Here is a 2,914-nt window from a genome sequence, read left to right as displayed (position 1 = left end):
ACCTCGCCTACCGCGAGCTTGCCGCGATTACCCGAAGGCTATTTCCGGTGATCAAAATCGTCGCCGGTGGGCCTGAATTGGCGACGCCCGAGGCGGCGGAGCCTTGGCTTGCCTCCCGCGATGTGGACGTAGTGGTGCGGGGTGAGGGCGAACGGACCCTCGGCGAGGTTGTCTTGCGAATGGCGGAGAAAGACTCTCCGCGCGGTATCCCAGGTACGAGTTTTCTCGGCGGCGGCCTCGTCGTACACGAGAAACCAGGCGCACCCATCCGGGCACTGGACGAGCTCGCATCGCCTTTCCTATCGGGCACTGTTCCAATCGAGCTGTTTGACCGGTCGGGTGCCTCACTGGCGCGCTACCCCAGAGTTTTGCTGGAGACTTATCGCGGCTGCTACATGAAGTGCGCCTATTGCCAATGGGGCAACGGATCAAACACGCGCTTTGCCTTTCCAATCGATCGCCTGCACCGAGAGCTCAGCTGGCTTCTCTTGCACAATGTCGGCGCCATTTTCATCATTGACGCCATGTTCGGATACAAGAAGCAAGGCGCGATCGAGCTACTCGAATACATCGTTCAGGAGAAAAAACGGCTCGGAGCCTCGACAAAATTCAATGTCTATCACAATCAGGACTTTTTCGACGACCGGCTTTTCGACCTCTACCGCGAAGCGGATGTCTATGTGGAGATCGATCTCCAGAGCACCAATCCGGATGTGCTCGAACAGCTTGGGCGCGGACGTTGGAAGACCCACAGCTTCGAGCGCCACTTGGCGGCGATCCGGGATAAGAATATTCCGACGACGGGCGCGGCGGACCTCATTATCGGCATACCGGGCGACAATCTGAAATCTTTCGAGGAATCCGTGAACTACCTGCTGGACAGGCACATGCGGGTCAATCTCTACCAAGCCTCCATTCTGCCCGACACGGATTGGGCGCGGCGGGCAGGCGATCGCAAAATGGTACACTCGCCCTTGCCGCCGCGCGCGATCTTCGAGAGCGGCGGTTTCCCCCTCAGCGATATGATCGCAGCGCGGCTGATCGGCCATGGGACCGATTTCTTCAACAGCTTTCCCCACACGGCCACGCTGCTCTCGAAAGGCTGGTTCGAGCGTCCCGTCGATCTTTGCAGAGCGCTGGGCGCTCTTGTCTTCAGAAACCACGACCTCATGTATGGCGAGAGCCATCAATACGAGGGCGTGATGCAGACCTATCTTTCAAGCCTACCCGACACCATTAGGGCACTGTGCCCTGACGAACGCAAGGCCGAGATCCTGGTTGAACTTGCCAGCTTCGAAGGCATCCTCGCTGCTCTAAAATGGAGGCGGGGCGGCATCGTTCTGTCCCCAGTCTGCGGCTGGCATGTCGAAGCGGACCAATGGTTGGCGCAGACGCCGCTCTATCGGCGGGAGGGCGTGACAGAAATGGAATTCCGCTTCGCCGTCGGCCAGCTTGCCATGGACTGCGACCGGCTGTCCGACCCGGCACTCCTGGATTCGGTGGCAGAGTGGCGCCACACAGTCCTGTTCTTCAACGACAGTCAGCCGCGCCATTTCATGATCGACACCGGTTTCACCGCACCCTTGCTACACCGCCTCAATGGCTATTACACCGTCGCGGAGGCACTCGCGAATCTCGCGGTTCCCCTTCCCGACATGGCGCCTGTCTGGACGAACCTGTCGCTGCTGTCGGAAGCAGGCCTGATCGTACCCGGTCATCCAGGAACCCGGATCGGGCACAGTTCGCCCAAGGCCGGTGGGGTACCGGCCCTGGCGGCGTCTTTGTAGCGTGGCCAACAAAGGCGTAATTGCTCCAGGTCATAGGCGACGGACCGCTTTACTGACGCGAAAGGTCGCGTTCGCCGATCCGCTCCGATCGCATCTGCGACTGAGCGACGATGGCACCCGGATCGCTTGGCTCCAGAACGAAGCCGGGATGTTGAGCGTAATGGTAGCGGAGGCCCTTGATACAGCTTCCGCCCGACGCTTGACCGGCGGACCTGTCCGCCCCGTTTCGCCGGCGCTGTTTTGGGCGGCGGACGGACGGCATGTCGTCGTCTTTCGCGATTCTGCCGGTGATGAGAACTATCAGGCGTTCAGCATCGACGTGGACACGGGAGCGGAGGTCGCGCTGACGCCTGATGGCGGTACGCGAACGCTCTTCAATCGCACCTCGCGACGTATTCCTTCCGACATCCTGTTCAGTGTTAATCACAGGAATCGGCAAAGCTTTGACCTCGTTCGGGCCAACGTAACGACCGGTCGGCGGATGACCGTGTTCGAGAATCCCGGTTTCAGCCGGCTGCATGCCGACGCCGGCCTCGCTGTGCGCTTTGGCGAGCGGGTGCGGCAGGACGGGTCGATCGAAGTCCTCAAGCGACAAGGGAATGGAGAGTGGGTTCCCTTTCTTGAAATCCCTGCAGAGGATTCCTTGGCCACGCATATAGATGGCTTGAGTGCCGACGGTGAGGTGGTGTTCCTGCTCGATTCGCGCGGCCGCGATCGCACTGCCCTCGTCGCGATCGATGCACGAACTGTAGTATCGACGGTTCTGGCTACTGACAGCGAGGCCGATATCGCGGAAGTCGTCTACGATCCCGATACGGGCTGGCCTCTTGCCGCAGCAGCCCTCGCCGCAAGACGCCGCTGGCATCCTATCGATGAGACATTCGCCGCCGACCTCGCGCGGCAGCTTGAGGACGCTGCCGGCCTCGATCTGGTGATCGTGGGCGTCAGCGCCGGCAGACGGCGCATGGTGATCCGCCTCGAGGCGAGCGACGCGCCCGCACAGTTGCGCGTGTTCGATCGAGGCAGGCGGCGCACGCTTCAGCTCTTCCCCGAGCGGGACGATCTTGAAGGCATGCCGCTGAGGCCAATGCTGCCCGTAGCGATACAGTCGAGGGATGGTCTGACGC

2 protein-coding genes are annotated in these 2,914 nt (G+C 61.1%); one reads left to right on the top strand and one right to left on the bottom strand.

The features are described 5' to 3' along the window. The coding region (locus EOA86_RS28900; protein ID WP_206630164.1) for a B12-binding domain-containing radical SAM protein at positions 1-1,787 on the top strand (1,787 nt) is incomplete at its 5' end. Between the two features lie 49 nt (positions 1,788-1,836). Here the strand turns inward: EOA86_RS28900 and EOA86_RS38925 are convergent. Further along, positions 1,837-2,914: hypothetical protein (locus tag EOA86_RS38925; protein WP_164892076.1), on the bottom strand; the 1,078-nt coding region annotated here is incomplete at its 5' end.

This window comes from Mesorhizobium sp. M5C.F.Ca.IN.020.32.2.1, assembly GCF_004023105.1.
GTDB lineage: Bacteria > Pseudomonadota > Alphaproteobacteria > Rhizobiales > Rhizobiaceae > Mesorhizobium > Mesorhizobium wenxiniae.
The sequence above is the reverse complement of the archived record's forward strand: the minus strand, read 5'-3'. Positions and strand labels throughout refer to the sequence as shown.